General features: G+C 52.5%; 14 protein-coding genes. 8 read left to right on the top strand and 6 right to left on the bottom strand.

Annotated elements, in window-relative coordinates:
• Positions 1-39 precede the first annotated feature (39 nt).
• From JKP81_RS08935 to JKP81_RS08925, 3 genes are all read left to right on the top strand, one after another.
• The gene (locus JKP81_RS08935) at positions 40-1,749 is read left to right on the top strand and encodes a pectate lyase (RefSeq protein ID WP_200551449.1); all 1,710 of its coding nucleotides are present in this window, start codon (positions 40-42) and stop codon (positions 1,747-1,749) included.
• Positions 1,750-2,324: 575 nt separating this feature from the next.
• The gene (locus JKP81_RS08930) at positions 2,325-3,989 is read left to right on the top strand and encodes a methyl-accepting chemotaxis protein (RefSeq protein ID WP_200551448.1); all 1,665 of its coding nucleotides are present in this window, start codon (positions 2,325-2,327) and stop codon (positions 3,987-3,989) included.
• 162 nt (positions 3,990-4,151) lie between these two features.
• Complete coding sequence (locus tag JKP81_RS08925; protein ID WP_020456882.1) at positions 4,152-4,349, top strand: hypothetical protein; 198 nt, start codon at positions 4,152-4,154, stop codon at positions 4,347-4,349.
• 51 nt (positions 4,350-4,400) lie between these two features.
• On the opposite strand, the gene JKP81_RS08920 is transcribed toward JKP81_RS08925, so the two are convergent.
• The 6 genes from JKP81_RS08920 to JKP81_RS08895 form a co-directional block, all read right to left on the bottom strand.
• Entirely contained in the window at positions 4,401-5,492 is a 1,092-nt protein-coding gene (locus JKP81_RS08920; RefSeq protein WP_200551447.1) for an NADH:flavin oxidoreductase/NADH oxidase, read from the bottom strand.
• 155 nt (positions 5,493-5,647) lie between these two features.
• A complete protein-coding gene (locus JKP81_RS08915; protein WP_200551446.1) occupies positions 5,648-6,466 on the bottom strand; it encodes a phosphate/phosphite/phosphonate ABC transporter substrate-binding protein in 819 nt (272 codons plus the stop codon).
• A complete protein-coding gene (locus tag JKP81_RS08910; protein ID WP_200551445.1) occupies positions 6,432-7,397 on the bottom strand; it encodes a fatty acid desaturase in 966 nt (321 codons plus the stop codon). Before JKP81_RS08910 ends, JKP81_RS08915 begins: the two co-directional genes overlap by 35 nt.
• A gap of 112 nt (positions 7,398-7,509) precedes the next feature.
• Positions 7,510-7,893 carry a putative quinol monooxygenase gene (locus JKP81_RS08905; RefSeq protein WP_200551444.1) on the bottom strand — a complete coding sequence of 128 codons (384 nt, stop codon included), beginning with the start codon at positions 7,891-7,893 and terminating at the stop codon, positions 7,510-7,512.
• 43 nt (positions 7,894-7,936) lie between these two features.
• Positions 7,937-8,302, bottom strand: coding sequence for a nuclear transport factor 2 family protein (locus JKP81_RS08900; protein ID WP_200551443.1), 366 nt, complete (start codon positions 8,300-8,302; stop codon positions 7,937-7,939).
• A gap of 54 nt (positions 8,303-8,356) precedes the next feature.
• Entirely contained in the window at positions 8,357-9,106 is a 750-nt protein-coding gene (locus JKP81_RS08895; RefSeq protein WP_200551442.1) for an SDR family NAD(P)-dependent oxidoreductase, read from the bottom strand.
• Positions 9,107-9,271: 165 nt separating this feature from the next.
• Between JKP81_RS08895 and JKP81_RS08890 the strand changes: the two genes are divergently transcribed.
• The 5 genes from JKP81_RS08890 (at position 9,272) to JKP81_RS08870 (ending at position 15,566) form a co-directional block, all read left to right on the top strand.
• Entirely contained in the window at positions 9,272-10,177 is a 906-nt protein-coding gene (locus tag JKP81_RS08890) for a LysR family transcriptional regulator (protein WP_200551441.1), read from the top strand.
• Between the two features lie 386 nt (positions 10,178-10,563).
• Positions 10,564-12,825 carry a TonB-dependent siderophore receptor gene (locus JKP81_RS08885; RefSeq protein ID WP_200551440.1) on the top strand — a complete coding sequence of 754 codons (2,262 nt, stop codon included), beginning with the start codon at positions 10,564-10,566 and terminating at the stop codon, positions 12,823-12,825.
• A gap of 795 nt (positions 12,826-13,620) precedes the next feature.
• Positions 13,621-14,559, top strand: coding sequence for a hypothetical protein (locus JKP81_RS08880; protein WP_200551439.1), 939 nt, complete (start codon positions 13,621-13,623; stop codon positions 14,557-14,559).
• Between the two features lie 9 nt (positions 14,560-14,568).
• Complete coding sequence (locus tag JKP81_RS08875; RefSeq protein ID WP_200551438.1) at positions 14,569-14,859, top strand: hypothetical protein; 291 nt, start codon at positions 14,569-14,571, stop codon at positions 14,857-14,859.
• A 302-nt stretch (positions 14,860-15,161) separates the two neighbouring features.
• Positions 15,162-15,566, top strand: a complete 405-nt coding sequence (locus tag JKP81_RS08870) for an H-NS family nucleoid-associated regulatory protein (RefSeq protein ID WP_017455745.1) — start codon at positions 15,162-15,164, stop codon at positions 15,564-15,566.
• Positions 15,567-15,619 lie beyond the last annotated feature (53 nt).

The raw sequence follows: 15,619 nt of genomic DNA, 5'->3' as shown, positions 1-15,619 counted from the left end.
TTTCGGCAGAAATCCTTATTTTTATCTAAGAGGCGAATAATGAAACTGTCAAAAATAGCACTGGCGGTCACTCTTCTCGGTATCTTCTCCTGCACGGCATTTGCGCAGGAGAGCGCACGTCTTAGCAGCGTAAAAGCGTTTGCCGACACGGTCATTGATAAAGCTGGTGACAAATATCACAGCAATGTGCCGCTGCTGGCGGATGGCGTTGATCCCCGTACCGGTAAGCAGATGGAGTGGGTCTTTCCGGACGGAAAAACGGCGGTGCTGTCGAACTTCTCCGCACAGCAGAATCTGATGCGCGTGCTGGTTGGCCTGAGCAACCTGACGGGAGATGCGAAATATAAAAAGCGGGCGGAAGATAATGTCCGTTACTACTTCCAGCACTACCAGGACAAAAGCGGGCTGCTGATATGGGGCGGGCACCGTTTTATCGATCTGAAAACGCTTGAACCACAAGGCCCAAGCGAAAAAGAGATGGTCCATGAACTGAAAAATGCGTATCCCTGGTACGACCTGATGTTTGCCGTGGATAAACCGGCAACCGCCCGCTTTATCCGCGCGTTCTGGAACGCCCATGTGTACGACTGGAAAATCCTCGAAACCAGCCGCCACGGCGAATACGGCAAAGAGATGGGCAAACTGTGGGCCAGCCACTTTGAACAGCAACCGCCGTTCTTCGCCACCAAAGGGCTGAGCTTTCTTAACGCCGGCAATGACTTAATTTATTCTGCTTCGCTGTTGTATCAATACGATGGTGAAAAAGGCGCGCTCACCTGGGCGAAGCGACTGGCAGAGCAGTATGTGTTGCCACGCGATAAAAAGACCGGGCTGGGCGTTTATCAGTTTACGCAAGCGCTGAAACGCGCCGAAACCACCGACGACACAGATACTAACTCGAAGTATGGCGATCGCGCACAGCGCCAGTTTGGCCCGGAATTTGGCCCCGACGCGCTGGAAGGCAATATGATGCTGAAAGGCCGCACCAGCACGCTCTACTCCGAAAACGCCCTGATGCAATTAGCGCTGGTAAAATCGCTGGGCGCGGATGGCAACGACATCAAAAAGTGGACGCTTGATGGCCTGAAAGCCTTTGCGCATTACGCCTATGATGAGAAAACCAACACCTTCCGCCCGATGCTGGCAAACGGCACCGACTTGTCGAACTACACGCTGCCGCGCGACGGTTATTACGGCAAGAAAGGCACCGTGTTAAAGCCTTATCCGGCGGGGAATGAATTCCTGCTCTCTTATGCCCGCGCCTGGACACTGGCACCGGACGCAGAGATGTGGAAAGTGGCGCGCGGCATTGCCAAAGGCCAGGGGCTGGGTGATATCGGTGAGCCGGGTGGCAAAAACAGCAAGCTGGATCTGAACACCAAAAACAGCGAGCCGTATGCCATTTTTGCGCTGATCGATCTCTGGCAATCTACCGGCAATAAAGGGTACCTGACGCTGGCAGATAAAGTGGCGGACAATATTCTGGCGACGAAACGGCTGAATAACTTTTTCATCGACGATCCCCAGTATATTTATGCCAATGTCGACAATATCGCGCCTTATGCGCTGTTGGCGCTGGAAGCGGCCATGCGTGGCAAACTCGATGCGGTTGCGCCATTTATCAATGGCGCAGGCTTTACCGAAGGCGCGTATCTGCTGGCCGATGGCACCGTGCGCTACTCCACCCGTGATGATGAGTTGTTCATGCTAAAACCGGGTGAGCAGTTGAAACCTAACGGTAAAAAGTAAGCCCCTCACCTCTCACGGCGCGCCCGTGGGAGGTTTTCCTGCGCCTTGTTTTGCCCTTCGCATGCTATTCTGCCGGCGATCATGACGTCTTATCAGCGATAATTTCGAACAAAAAGTGTATTAATCACCGCAAAGCCGGATATATCAATCCGGCATTTCTCTTGCGTATTATTAGCAGGCAATTTTATTTAACGCAGATTAAATAAGATAGCGACCTTATTATCCGGTCTCTAAGAAATAATTATCAAATTGAATTCAATAAGACTTAATTCAAATTAAATATTGGTAGTCGATAGAAATAACCTTTTCAAGAAATTGCTGAAAAATAATAGACGACTATTATGAACTCAGATAGCTTATGTGATCGAAGTCCAGGAATAATATCCTGCACTCTGATTAATTATATTTAAGTTGATTGATATCAATATCCATAAAATAGAACATCTTTTCAAAAAGTTAAAAGACCGTTTTATTAACGCCAATCGCGTTCTGGTCAGAATGTCATGGAGGGTGAAATAGCCAGAGAGCTGGGCCAATGCCAACCTGAGGGTAATTTCTATTACCGGGGGAACAACATGAAAATACTTCGCGACATAACTATCCGCAAAATGCTGATCATCATTTTATCGCTCTTCAGCATTATTTGGGGACTGGCAACCGTTCTGACATTTCACAATTTTTCGACCATTGACCAATTACTGACGCAAAACGCCGGGCAAAAAAATGTCTACGCCTTGTTGGTGAAAGGAAACGATCAATATTTCCGTACCGTAACCCGCATGCTGCGCGCCATGGATTACCAGCAAACCGGCGATGACGAAAATGCGAATAAAACCTTCGCCTCCGCTGAAAAAGCACTGGCCATTACCCAGGATATGCTGGCGAAGTTTCGCGCCAGCCAGCACCCAGGTGTCGATAGCGAAGTGGTTGCCGCCATGATCCGCGACTGGGACGCCCTGCTCAACAACGGCATTGTGCCAATGCTGAATGCCGCCAAAAATAAACAACCGGATACCTTTCGCGACTTATTTCGTAAAACCTATCCCCCGCTGAGCGTGCAGTTTGGCGCAACGGCGGAAAAATACACGCAAGCGATCCAGTCCAACGATTTACTGGATCAAACACAGGCACAGGTGATTTTTAATAAATACGTGCTCGCTGCCGCCTTAATTGCCGGTATCTTCACGCTGCTTCTCACCGACCGCTACCTGGTGAATTTTCTGGTCAAACCGCTGCGTATGATCCAGACACATATGGAAACCATGGCCGCCGGTAAACTGAATCACGAATTACATGAATTTGGTCGTAACTGTGCGGGCCAGTTGATTCCTTTCATCCGCACCATGCAGGAGAGCCTGAGAACCACGGTGGAAACTATCCAGGAGAGTTCGACCAGCATTTACCGCAGCACGAATGAGATCAGAGAAGGCAACGAAGAGCTTTCCGGGCGTACCGATCAGCAAGCCGCCGCGCTGCAACAGACCGCCGCCAGCATGGAAGAGCTTACATCCACCGTGCGTAACAACGCGGAGAACGTGCGCGAAGCCCGTAAACTGACGGAAAACGCGCAGCACACCGCACAAAAAGGCGGCGAAATTACCGCGACTGTGGTGAAAACCATGCACGGGATTTCCGAAAGCTCGCAGAAAATTGCTGACATTACTAACGTTATCAACAGCATTTCGTTCCAGACCAACCTGCTGGCGCTGAACGCGGCGGTTGAAGCGGCGCGCGCCGGGGAGCAAGGCCGTGGATTTGCCGTGGTCGCCAGTGAAGTACGTGCGCTGGCAAGCCGCAGTGCGCAGGCGGCAAAAGAGATCGAAACGCTGATCCATGAATCCGTCTCCCGCGTCAAAACGGGAGCCGAACAGGTTCAGGAAGCCGGTGGCGCCATGTCGGTGATTATCAACTCCATTGAGCATGTGAATAAATTAATGACGGAGATTTCCGTCGCCTCCGATGAGCAAAGCCGTGGTATTGACCAGATTGGCCAGGCGATGACCGAAATGGACGGCGTAACACAGCAAAACGCCGTGCTGGTGCAGGAAGCGAAAGCTAACGCCGTCTCGCTGGAAAAAGAAGCTGAGCGCCTGAACAAAACCATCGCCATGTTTGATTCCGGCACGAAAGATAACCGCCGTGGCGCGCAGCCGGGCAGAAGCACGTTACGCCAGTCGCCGCAGCTGGCGCTGGCTTCCTCATCAACAGGTGAGAGCCGCGATAACTGGCAATCCTTCTAAGTAAATTTATGCCCTTTCACCAGGCCCGAGGCTTCACGCTTCGGGCTTTTTTTATTTGTATTACAATCACCTAATGCATTTATCACGCTGTGATTTTGATAAATGGCGGAAATATATCTGTGTGCTAAATTTCTCTGTAGACAAATCGGGGAGGGATAACGCATGAAGTTCAATGATGAGCACACGGGACTCATTGGATTAGCCATTGGCGCAGCCGTGATCGGCCTGGTTTCAGAACGCAAAGCCATTAACCGCGACAGCATCGTGCAGGAGATTGAACGGCAGGGCAGAAACCGAGGCGATGGCGTAGAAGATGACGTATTCCTCAAAGCGGCAGAGTTGGTGCGTAAAGGCGTTTAGCGGACCAATAGCGGTGAGCCTGGCAAAATAGCAAGCTCACCGATTTATGTGTTATTTAACCGTTCCTTTCACACCGTGCGGTTCGGCGCGGCGATACTGCGGCGCGATATGTACCGCACCGTGCAAAGCGGCAGCGGCATGCCACGGCCAGCGTGGATCGTAGAGCGCACCTCTTGCCAGCGCGATAAGATCGGCCTCCCCTTGCTGCAAAATTTCTTCTGCATGCTGTGGCTCGGTAATCAGCCCCACGGCGATAACCGGCATATTGGTCTGCTGGCGCAGCGCTTTGGCAAACGGCACCTGATAACCCGCCGTCACCTTAATACTTTGCAACGGTGAAAGCCCACCGCTGGAGACGTGAACATATGCGCCGCCCTGGGCCTCAATTTTTTTCGTCAGTACCACCGATTGTTCCAGATCCCATCCGCCTTCTACCCAGTCAGTCGCCGAAATGCGAATGCCTACGGCAACGGAAGCGGGTACCGCTTCACGCACGGCGCTAAACACCTCTTGTGTGAAACGCAGGCGATTTTCAAGGCTGCCGCCATACTCATCGCTGCGCTGGTTGGAGAGCGGCGAGAGGAACTGATGCAGCAAATAACCGTGCGCCGCGTGGATTTCAATCACCTCTATTCCCAGCGCCACCGCCCGCAAGGCGCTGTCGACAAACGCCTGTTTAACCCGTGCCAAATCTTGTTTCGTCATTTCAAGCGGCGAACGTTCTGCCGGATCGTGCGCCAGCGCGGAGGCCGAGATCGTTTGCCAGCCACCCTCTTGCGGCGAAAGCTGTTTCCCGCCAAGCCAGGGCGCGCTGACCGATGCTTTACGCCCGGCATGCCCAAGCTGAATACCGATTTTCACCGGCGAATACTGGCGAATATCGTCCAGCACCACGCGCAGCGCCTGCTCGGTTTCGTCATCCCACAGGCCGAGATCCTGCGGTGAAATTCGCCCTTGTGGCTCAACAGCAGTGGCTTCGATAATCAGCAGCCCCGCCCCGGAGAGCGCCAGGTTACCTAAATGAATGCGATGCCAGGCGGTCGCTTTCCCTTCTTCGGCGGAGTACTGGCACATCGGGGCGATAACGATGCGGTTATCCAGCGCAACGTCGCCAATATTAACTTCTGTGAATAACTGACTCATATCTCATCCTTTTCCGGTTTCGCAAAGGGCACGCCCGGACGGCAACAGTGTGAATGGTTTGCATGACTTTCAGCCAAATTTCCGGGCGTGTCTTTGGCGGCACGTGCCCTTTTCACGGCATTTACCTTTGATAACATAATGAAATGACTGACGAATTATAGCTGCGTGACGCCGCGTGCTGCGGCCTCATCCCGCCATCTCAACAACAAAGCATAGTCCTGTCGCGTGACCACGCTAAAACCGCCAATCAATGCCGCGGCACAGGTTTCGCGAAAACGCGTGTCGCTGACCAGTTGCTGCAACGCCTCTCTTATTGATGCGAGCGTGGCGGCGCTGCTCCGTTGCGCCATGATCAACGGCAGCCCAGGCGCTAACGGGCTTTGCGCTATCACACGCAACCCGCGCAACAGGGAAGGTTCGTGGCGTTGCAATAAGGCGAACGTCACGCAGTCGATGGCGGCGATATCCGCCGTACGGTTGTGCAGCGCCACCAGCGATTGCCGGTGGCTGCCGCTGAAATGGGGAGCATCGGCGAAAAATCGCTCGTCGCCCGCAAGCTGCGAAACCAGGTAACGCAGCACGTTATAACCTGATTGCGAATCGGCGGAATTACACACCGCGCGACGACCGCGAAAATCCGCAAGCGAAGTAGCGCGTTCCTCATCACGCGCCACCAGCAGGCTGCGATAGCGAAAACCTTCACAGCCCGGCGCAAGGTAGTGGAAGCAGCCAACCAGTTGCACATCCGGTAGTTGCGTTACCAGCGGGTAGCCGCAGGTCTGGCTGAGCAGCACATCGTCACGCCGCCAGTGGGCAAGCAGGTCGCTTTGCGGCCAAATCAGCTGCGCCGGAAGCCCGCGCTCCGCCAGAAGTTCGCACAATGCCTGACCCAGCGCGGCTGTTTCTGGCTGCGCGACGTTATACATCGGCAGGGCAATGTTATTCACTGCGTACTTTGCTTGCGGGGTGTGCATTGACCTCTACCGGGGTAAAGAAAAACTGCCGTAACCATTCACTATAGCCGTGCACCAGAAACCCGCTATTGCGTTGCTGATACGCCGCTTTGTCGCGCAGGTAAACAGTTCGCAATCCGTACCACGGCACAGCGGGCAGATCATGATGCACGGAGTGGTAGTTGAGGTTAAGAAACAGCAGACGCCACGGCCACGCGGCTTCGTTGATCACCGAACGCGCTAGCGGATCGTCTGCTGCGCGGTGTTCGAGAAAAGAACGCACTTTGGTGATAGCCAGCGCCGGGTAGCTGACCACCAGCACAAACCAGATAACGGAAAATTCACAATGGCTTATCCAGGCAAAAGTCACGACCAACAGCGCACCGTGTACCAGCCACATCAGCATGGCTTTGCCTTGCCGCAAGCGAAATGCCGCCACCATTCCCGCCAGCAAATGCGCAATATCCAGCGCCGGAGCCAGCAGTAAACGGCCTGCAAAGGTATTACGCAACTGAATCAGTTTTCGCTGCCAGCGCGTCAGACGATGCCAGTGTTGAGTGGAAAAATAGTAGGATTCCGGATCATCTTCCGGCAGCGTCAGTAAATGCGTACGGTGATGAGCCAGGTGCGAATCGCGATAAATGCCGTACGGATACCACACCGCCAGCGGCATTAACCCCAGCAGTTGGTTAAACCTCGCCCAGCGCGTGGGATGCCCGTGGATCAGCTCATGCTGTACCGATAAATACCAGGTGGTGAAGAGGCTCAGAAGCGCGGTTGCCGGCAACAGGCCGAGCATTTTCCAGTGCGCGAGCGTGCTGAACCAACCGCCATACACCGTAACAATCACCAGCCAGGTAGGCAGCTCGCTGCGCCACAGCCAGCTGCGCGATAACCGTCGGACAGCGGCTCGCTGTTGTTCATCTAAATAGACCGCGCTGCTTTTCGCCATTCACGTGTGACTCCCCGCATTCTCATATCGCCACGATGTGAGAGAACGCCGGAAATAACAAAGTATTTAAATGGCTTAGCTGTTGCTGAAAATCGCTTAATGCGGCGGCAACTCAGGCTACTTTGCCGCGCGGATCATCGACGTGTTGCAGGGCAACATCGTAGCGAACACCCTGGCGGTTAAGGATGCGCACATTTTTAACTACCGTCGCTAGGGCCTGCAGAAAGGTTGTCGCGTTTTCATGGCGCTGGTAGGCGGCTTCATCTTTCCAGCCTTCCACCAGGTGAAAGGCGTTGGCATCGGTCAAATCCTGCGCGAAAGCATAATAGATACAGCCCGGCAGTTTGCGTGCCGCCGCCATTTCCGGCACCACGGCATCAATAAAGGTTTTCCTGTCCTCAGGATGGACGCGATAGTAAGCGCTAACAACGATACCTGTAGCAGGCAGTTTGTTATGGTCGGCGCTGGAAAAACTCAGGTTTGCAGGTGTGTTCATAATGATTCCTCAATGGGCAATGAATGATGCTGCTTACCGACCGTTACGGCGTATTGATAAATACCCAAAGGCTGGCAAGACGACCGTCGCGCACGGTGAAAATATCCTCACCGCGTATCAAGTTCGGGTTCTCCTGTGGACCATAACCCCAGGTGACACGCCCTAAACCGTGGTTCCACGTCACCGGAGCGGGGGTGAAGGAAAACCCCGGATGCTCGCCTTGTACGCGAGCAATCAGTGCCGCGACGTTCTGAAACCCGGTGGCCACATCGGCATAATCCGCAACGAAAAAATCGTCAGTATAGACATCGGAAAATGTGGCGACCTGTTGTTCAGGGTGTGCGCCATTCCAGATAACAAAATGTTTGTCGATCAGTTGCTGAGCGACCAAAAGCGCGGACGTGTTCATGTTCTGCTCCTGCGTTGCGGGCTGGCACAACGACGGCCAGCCCGGCGTGGTGAATTAGATTTGCGCCATGCCGCCATCGACGAACAGCTCAGCACCATTGATAAAGCTGGAAGCGTCCGAAGCGAGAAACGCCACGACTTTGCCAATCTCTTGCGGTTCACCCAAACGGCCCAACGGAACCTGGGCTGCCAGCGCGTCGAACAAGCCCTGGCGATGCTCATCCGGCACCAGTTCACCTAAACCCGGCGTGCGGATTGGGCCTGGGCTAACCACGTTAACGCGGATACCGCGCCCTTGCAGATCGAGCGCCCATGAACGGGCAAAGTTACGCACCGCCGCTTTACTGGCGCTGTAAACGCTGAAACTGGCGGTGCCTTTCACCGATGTCGTCGAGCCGGTGAGAATGATTGAAGCGTTGTTCACCAGCAGCGGGAGCGCTTTTTGCACGGTAAACAGCACGCCGCGCACGTTGGTGGCGAAAATGCGGTCGAAATGCTCTTCGGTAATCGCCCCCAGCGGCATCATGTCGCCACCACCGGCGTTGGCAAACAGAATGTCGAGCCGCCCGGCGCTTTTCGCAATCTGGGCAAAAACGGCATCAAGATCCGCCATCACCGAGGCATCGGCGCGGATCCCCGTGGCGCTGGAACCAATACGTTCAACCGCCGCGTCCAGTTCTGCCTGGCGACGACCGGTAATAAAGACGCGCGCCCCCTGCTCTGCCAGCTCTTGTGCGGTTGCCAGACCAATGCCGCTTGTCCCGCCAGTCACCAGTGCGATTTTGCCATTCAGTTGTGTGCTCATGTTGTATTCCTCGGTTCAGTTAAGGGATGTTCCTGCGGCAAACTCGCTTGCCGTCTCAGGTATGGCGCTACTCTACCTTTCACGTTTTTATTGAAAAATACCGAAAAATTAAAATGACTATTCACCACTGTGTATAATCAATGTCCCAGCAACAGAGGAACTGGCATGGATCAATTACTGGCGATACGCGCTTTCGCCCGCGTGGTTGAAGCGGGGAACTTTACCCGGGCGGCGGATTCACTGGAGATGCCCAACGCGACATTGAGCAAACTGGTACAGGAACTGGAAGCCCACCTGGGTGTGCGGTTATTGCAGCGCACCACCCGCCGCGTGACGGTTACGCCGGAAGGACGCGACTATTATGAAAAAACGACCCGTATTCTTCGCGATCTCGAAGATGTCGACGGTTCGTTCAATGCCGCACGCGGCACGCCAGGCGGGCAGCTTCGCGTCGATATTGGTGGCTCCACGGCGAAAGATGTGTTGATCCCCGCCCTGCCGGATTTTCTGGCGCGTTATCCGGATATTCGCCTCGATTTAGGCGTTGCCGACCGCGCGGTGGATTTGATTAGCGATAATGTGGATTGCGTGATCCGTGGCGGGCCGCTGGATAGCTCCTCGCTGATTGCCCGCCGTATTGGTTCTGCCACGCTTATCACCTGCGCAACACCGGAATATTTGAAAACATTCGGTACGCCGGCCTACCCCGAAGAGCTAAAAAACGGCCACCGGCTGGTCAGCTACCTCTCGCCGCAAACCGGCCGGGCGTTTCCGTTGCGCTTTGAGCGCGATGGCGAGAAAACCGAAATTAAAGTGGCGCACCGGATCGGTATTAATGAGAGCAATGCGCATCTCGCTGCCGGGATGGCGGGGCTGGGGATTATCCAGACCTTCAGCTATTCACTCGGTGCGGTGCTACAAGCGGGCACGCTGGTGGAGATCCTGCGCCCGTGGCGGCCAGAGCCGTACCCTTTTCATGTGGTGTATCCACAAAACCGCCACGTTACGCATCGTCTGCGCGTGTTCATTGACTGGTTGCTGGAGATATTTCCCCAGCGGGTGGGAAAATAACCGCGAAATAAGCCTGAACAGATAAATGGCATAGCGTAAACATCGTGGAAACAATATGAACGCAATGGGGATTTACGGTGATTTTGCATGTACGTCATTTATATTTCATGGCGTAAATGCCAGACGAAAATAATTCCAACTGATTGATTATAAATAAAAAATAATTTTATCCAGATGTGAATCATTCTCAACTTGATAACAGATCCCGTTTCCACTACCGTCAGCCCGACATGATTATATTGCAGAGGCTCTGCTAATCCCGTCATGTAAATAACCTCTCTCGCGTTCACTCTTTTTGCTGGCGTAAATAATAGCCGTGGCTGCACGCGGCCTCGCTACGCCTGAAAAATGAGGAGCGAGCAAAAAAAGAAAACAGGGAAAATGGCATGAAACACACTTCGCATTACCCGCTGACCATGCTGGTTCACGTGGCGCTATGGGGGCTGACGCTTCCGACGTATGCCGCGCAGACCAGCACGACATCTGACAATACGCCACAGGACACCGCCGCCGCGCAAAATGAAGACACGCTGGTGGTCACTGCGGCGAAACAGACGTTGCAGGCCTCGGGGGTTTCCACTATCACCGCCGGGGAGATCCGCAAGCATCCACCAGCACGCGATGTCTCGGAACTGATCCGCACACAGCCAGGCGTGAACCTGACCGGCAACTCCACCAGCGGCCAACGCGGTAATAACCGGCAGATCGATATTCGCGGCATGGGCCCCGAAAACACCCTGATACTGGTGGATGGCAAACCGGTGACCAGCCGCAATTCCGTGCGTTATGGCTGGCGTGGCGATCGCGATAGCCGTGGTGACAGCAGTTGGGTACCGGCAGAGATGATCGATCATATTGATGTGATTCGCGGCCCGGCAGCGGCGCGCTATGGCAATGGCGCGATGGGCGGTGTGGTCAACATCGTGACTAAACCCACTTCTGATGCATGGCACGGATCATGGAACACCTATCTGAACGCGCCGCAACACCGCAAAGAGGGGTCAACCAAACGCACCAATTTCAGCCTTAACGGCCCCCTTTCGGATACGGTCAGTTTTAACCTGTGGGGCAACCTGAGCAAAACCCAGGCTGACGCGCAGGATATCAACGCCGGCCACGAAGCCGCGCGCACGGGTACGTATGCCGGATCGTACCCGGCCGGTCGCGAAGGGGTCGTCAATAAAGATATTCACGGCAAAGTGCGCTGGGAATTCGCGCCAATGCAGGCGCTGGAATTTGAATCCGGCTATAGCCGCCAGGGCAATCTCTACGCGGGCGATACGCAAAACACCAACACCAGCACGCTGGTAAAAAGCAAATATGGTGAAGAGACCAATCGCCTTTATCGCCAGACCTATGCGCTGACATGGACCGGCGGCTGGAACAACGGTGTAACCACCAACACTTATGCGCAGTACGAACATACGCGTAATTCGCGGATGAGCGAGGGGCTGGCGGGCGGTACAGAGGGCATTTTCTCCAGCGATAAATTCGCCGATATTGATCTCGCAGATGTATTGCTGCACAGCGAGGTGAATATTCCATTTACCCTGGCGGTGGAGCAAAACCTGACGCTGGGAACCGAGTGGAACCAGCAGCGAATGAAAGATGGTGTCTCCACTACCCAGTCGCTCTCCTATGGATCAATAGACGGCATCAGCAGCACCGACCGCAGCCCGTATAGCAGCGCGGAAATTTTCTCGCTGTTTGCCGAAGACAATCTGGCACTGACCGAAAGCACGATGTTGACGCCAGCGCTGCGCTTCGATCATCACAGTATTGTGGGTAATAACTGGAGCCCATCGCTGAACCTGTCGCAAGTGCTTGCCGAAGACTGGACGTTGAAACTGGGGATCGCCCGCGCCTATAAAGCGCCGAATCTCTATCAGCTTAACCCGAACTACATCCTCTACAGCAACGGCCAGGGGTGTTACGCCAGTAGCGCCGCCTGTTATCTGATGGGTAACAGCGACCTGAAAGCAGAAACCAGCGTCAACAAAGAGATTGGCATCGAATATAAGCACAACGGCTTCCAGAGCGGTATCACGTACTTTCGCAACGATTACCGCAACAAGATTGAATCCGGCTATTCTGCCGTTGGCACCGCCAGCAATGGCACGACGAATATTTACCAGTGGCAGAACGTGCCTAAAGCACTGGTGGAGGGGCTGGAAGGTACGCTGAATGTGCCGGTTAGCGAAACCATTAACTGGACCAATAATATGACGTGGATGCTGCAAAGTAAGAACAAAACCACCGGCGACCGTTTGTCAGTTATTCCGCAGTTTACGCTGAATTCCGCTCTGGAGTGGCAGGTGCGCGAGGATCTCTCGCTGCAAGGCACCTTTACCTGGTATGGTCGTCAGAAGCCGAAACGCTTTAACTATAAAGGTGAATCCGTCTCTGGCAGCGAGTTGAACGAAGTGAGCCCTTACAGCGTTGTCGGTCTGAGTTCAACCTGGACGGTGAATAAAAACCTGAGCCTGACCGGCGGCGTGGATAACCTCTTCGATAACCGTCACTACCGCGCGGGCAATGCGCAAACCACGGGTAACTCGACTACCGGCGCCTGGTTATATGGCGCGGGAGCGCAAACGTATAACGAGTCCGGGCGAACATTCTATGTCAGTGTGAATACACACTTCTGATATCTGACATATATAAAGCCTGGTGGCGATGTGTTTACCAGGCTGATGCCAGGCCGCAACCCATCGGTGGCGGCTTCTCTTTTTTTAATGCTTGCGCGTTATATCTTCTGACAAAATCTCCATGACTTGCGCATATTGCTTTCACCTTCAGGGGCTACGATTAGCGCCGTTGACGTTGATGGAAATGAATTCCGCCAGTGCTCAACAGTGGTGCAATGCCACTCTTCGTTAAGTCGTACCTCTCCCCCCTTCCATTTCCCAACCGCCTGCGCGCGGTGGAGGGGGGGACTCCACTGTTTCAGGCGTCGCGAAAGTGTTATCGCTATCATTCATCGCTGTGCTATGCATGAAGGCCTTTTTACTCGTTCAACTCCACCCGTGAAATTAAAATCCTGTCGCTGAATACAGCGCCACGCTATTTAACCGACTGCCGCATCGTTTATTCCCGGTGTCTTTATTTCCGCTAACAAACTACGGTCATATGCTTTTGGGGTGCGAAGTACACAAGATGCATAAGTTCCTGGACGTGACCCGAGGTTTTTCACCATCAACTAAATAGCCGCATTAGATTTATCTGCAAGCGACGAAACAGGTTTCACAACCCTTTAAAATTGCGCAGTGAAAATGGCTTCTCTGCTGCGCCGATATCCATTCTTCCTCCATTCTTTCATCATAATTAAATGTGATCCTGCCGCTTCATTCGGCTTATGGTGCGCAGATTCTCTTTACTTAAGAAACGACTCATAACCAAAGCCAGCAACCGCGCCCTTTGCTCTCTCTTTTAGACGAAATGTCATGTTGAAAAAATGCAAAATTATCGCTGGATCCGCGTTTTCTCCTTTTAGGCTTCACGCCATATCCGCATATAAAATCAACACCATTCGTTCTGCCGGGCAACAGCGTGTCGACGCGCTATTTTCTGTTTTTGTAAAAACCAGAGCAGAAGCCATATTCGCCAACATAGTACGAATCCGCATTATTGTTAACCAAACGGTTAGTAAGGAAATAGCGCGAAACCAGCGGCAATTACGCGCTTCGGCTTCGGGGTGGAAAGTGATCGCCGCCCGGGAATACTCACAACAAAAACGGCACGAGAACAGTGAAGCGTTGCCCAATGATTATCGCAACCGCGGTTATGCGCGTTTTGTCATTAATTCCGTTCAGGTTAGTCTGATGCCGGATAAACAGCAGTTAAATATCGCCAAACGTGAGCGCTACCAGACGACTAACACGGTTATCAACAGCGTACTGACTCACTACCGCCAGTACGAAAGTAAAACCCATAGCAGCACAGCTAACACTCGCGTGGAAATGGATATCAGAACATTGCCCGGTAAATATGGCGACGCCTGGCAACAGGGAAATACACAACGGGAAAGTGCGGTATCACAAAATGCATACCGCGATCGCACCGGCTATTTTGAACCCGCTGAGAACCCAATATCCCAGGCTCTGGTTGTAAGGTTCAGTTTTACACCGCCCCAAAACGTAACAGCAAGCCGCTTTAGCCTATTCGTTATTACACAGTTATCGCGCTGCAATTCATGTCGCCGCGCGTTTTCTCACAGGCTGAATCCTTTAAAAAATAGGGTCGCGTTAAGGCCAGGCAGTTTCAGTTTAATATCAGAAAAACCCGCTAACAGGATAAAACCCGCCTCCCATCATTTATGCGACACGCTGTGTGCGCCGCAACGCGCGATATCCAGCAATGCAATTATTACTGTATGTAATTAAAAGATGAGTATGAAAAAGAAACCACAACTGACGGTCAACAAGGTGGATTTTTATGACTTTCGATATGAACTGGAGCGTGCCGTGCTTGCCACCAATCGAGAATATTCTCAACAATGCCTGACGCGGGCAAAATTCCTTAGCTACTTATTGTGTAGAAACCTGAGCCATCAATATGTGGTCATGTTTAATGAAACATTTAGCAGTGCTGAAATTGCCGCTTGCGCTAACGCAAATCAAAAAGAAAAAACGCGCCAGTTCAGAGATAACTTTTACCGTTTGAAACAGGCGCTATACCTGTAATGACTCTTTGTTAAGAAACATCTGCCTCTGGCAAGCGAAAGTCAATGCAAAGATATAGGTTATTTCATGATGAACAAGCGGCATTTACTAACGATTCCGATAAAAATAACCCTTAAATTTTGTGGCTTTTTTAATGCCGCATTGTTACTAAATTACCCTTAGCGAGATACCTACAAAGTCATAGGGTTGCAAAATCACATATATATTTGCTAAAACCTATAATTCCATATTGATTTTTATGTCGTTATCACTAAAAATTAATTCCGATAGATTATTCATTTTTCCGCACACGGAGTGACGCTATGTCAGAAGCACTTAAATCACTTAATAACATTCGCACCCTGCGAGTTCAGGCCCGTGAGCTTACCCTTGAAGCTCTTGAAGAGATGCTTGAAAAACTGTCAGTTGTTGTTGAAGAACGTCGTGAAGAAGAATCTTCTCTACGTAAAGAACAAGAAGAGAAAGAAGCCAAGCTGGCTGCGTTTCGTCAAAAACTGCTGGATGAAGGTATCGATCCAACCGAACTTTTATCCTCGCTGAAAGGACAAACGACGAAATCAAAATCTGTTCGTGCACCGCGCCCTGCCAAATATAAGTATATTGATGAAGACGGCACGGAAAAAAGCTGGACCGGCCAGGGCCGCACACCGAAAGTGATTGCCAAAGCACTGGAAGACGGTAAAAAACTGGAAGATTTTGCCATCTAAAAATAAAGGGTTTGTCTTTATCCCACCCTGCATTTTTATCGCTTTCTAACGCA

Source organism: Kosakonia sp. LAM2021 (genome assembly GCF_016620385.1).
Taxonomy (GTDB): Bacteria; Pseudomonadota; Gammaproteobacteria; order Enterobacterales; family Enterobacteriaceae; genus Kosakonia; species Kosakonia sacchari.
This window is presented reverse-complemented; position numbering and strand designations above follow the sequence as displayed.